This is a genomic window from Micromonospora sp. NPDC048894 (assembly GCF_040649765.1).
GTDB classification, from domain to species: Bacteria; Actinomycetota; Actinomycetes; order Mycobacteriales; family Micromonosporaceae; genus Micromonospora; species Micromonospora antibiotica.
In genome coordinates this window covers 1-2271 of record NZ_JBEZFY010000040.1, presented here as the reverse complement: position 1 = coordinate 2271, position 2271 = coordinate 1, and the positions used below count along the sequence as shown (strand labels likewise).

At 68.7% G+C, this 2271-nt stretch carries 1 protein-coding gene; it reads left to right on the top strand.

Annotated features, from left to right (window positions below; translation table 11 throughout):
* Positions 1 to 13: 13 nt before the first annotated feature.
* On the top strand, positions 14 to 2271 hold a 2258-nt coding region (locus tag AB0C22_RS31205), incomplete at its 3' end, for a type I polyketide synthase (protein ID WP_357538590.1).

Sequence of the window (2271 nt, the reverse complement as noted above, 5' to 3'; positions counted from 1 at the left end):
CGAGGGTGTGGGTGTGGTGGTGGTGCAGCGGTTGTCCGACGCCCGCCGGGCCGGACGACCCGTCCTCGCGGTCATCCGGGGCAGCGCGGTCAACCAGGACGGCGCGTCCAACGGACTGACCGCACCCAACGGACCCGCCCAGGAACGCGTCATCCGCGCCGCCCTGGCCAACGCCCGCCTCACCGCCGCCGACATCGACGCCGTCGACGCCCACGGCACCGGCACCACCCTCGGCGACCCCATCGAAGCCCACGCCCTCCTAGCCACCTACGGCCAGGAACACCACCCCGACACCCCACTCTGGCTCGGCTCCATCAAATCCAACATCGGCCACACCCAAGCCGCCGCCGGCATCGCCAGCGTCATCAAAATGACCCACGCCATGCACCACGGACTCCTCCCCGCCACCCTCCACATCGACGAACCCACCCCCCACGTCGACTGGACCACCGGAAACGTCGCCCTCCTCACCACCACCCAACCCTGGCCCCACCACGACCGCCCCCGCCGCACCGCCATCTCCTCCTTCGGCATCAGCGGCACCAACGCCCACCTCATCCTCGAACAACCCGAACCCCAACCCACCACCCCCGACGAACCCACCCCCACCAACACCCTCCTCACCTGGACCATCACCGCCCACACCCCCGACGCCCTCCACGACCAAGCCCAACGCCTCCACGACCACCTCACCCACCACCCCCAACCACCCCACCACGTCAGCCACGCCCTCGCCACCACCCGCACCCGCCACCCCCACCGCGCCACCATCACCGGCCACACCCTCCACGACCTCCTCACCGGCCTCAACGCCATCACCACCAACACCCCCCACCCCGGCACCACCACCGGCCACGCCACCACCACCAAAACCCTCTTCCAATTCACCGGCCAAGGCTCCCAACGCCCCCACATGGGCGCCGAACTCCACACCCGACACCCCGCCTTCGCCGAAACCTTCGACGCCTGCGCCACCCACCTCAACCCCCACCTCGACATCCCCCTACACGACCTCGTCTTCACCAACCACCCCGCACTCCACCAAACCCAATACGCCCAACCCGCCCTCTTCGCCCTCCAAACCGCCCTCCACGCCCTCCTCACCCACCACAACATCCACCCCGACTACCTCATCGGCCACTCCGTCGGCGAAATCGCCGCCGCCCACGCCGCCGGCATCCTCACCCTCCCCGACGCCTGCACCCTCGTCGCCGCCCGCGGCCACCACATGCAAAACGCCACCCCCGGCGGCGCCATGATCGCCACCAACCTCACCGAAACCCAAGCCACCCAATGGCTCACCCAATACCCCCACCAACTCACCATCGCCGCCATCAACAGCCCCCACCACCTCGTCATCTCCGGCGACCACGACGCCATCGAACACCTCACCCACCAACTCAACACCCACCACCACAAAACCACCCGCCTCAACGTCAGCCACGCCTTCCACTCCCACCACATGGACCCCATCCTCACCCCCTTCCACACCACCGCCACCACCCTCACCTACCACCAACCCCACACCCCCATCCTCTCCACCCTCACCGGCCAACCCGCCGACCCCCACCACATCACCACCCCCGAATACTGGACCCAACACATCCGCCAACCCGTCCGCTACCACCACGCCCTCACCCACCTCACCAACACCCCCACCCACCACATCGAACTCGGCCCCGACACCACCCTCACCACCACCGCACCCCACACCCACACCACCGGCCACACCTTCACCCCCACCCTCCACCCCAAACACCCCGAACACCACACCCTCACCACCGCCATCGCCACCCACCACACCACCCACACCACCCCACCCACACCCACCACCACCAACCCCACCCACACCACCCTCCCCACCCACGCCTTCCAACACCACCACTACTGGCTCCACCCCCAACCCCACACCCACACCACCCACCCCCACCCCCTCCTCACCACCACCATCACCACCCCCGACCACACCACCCACCACACCGGCACCCTCACCACCACCACCCACCCCTGGCTCCACCACCACACCATCAACACCACCACCCTCCTGCCCGCCACCGCCCTACTCGACCTCACCCTCCACACCACCACCCCCCACACCCCCACCATCACCGACCTCACCCTCCACACCCCCATCACCCTCCACCCCACCACCCCCACCCACCTCCACCTCCACCTCACCACCCCCACCCCCACCGGCCACCAAACCCTCACCATCCACACCCGCACCACCACCACCTGGACCACCCACGCCACCGCCACACTCAGCCCCGA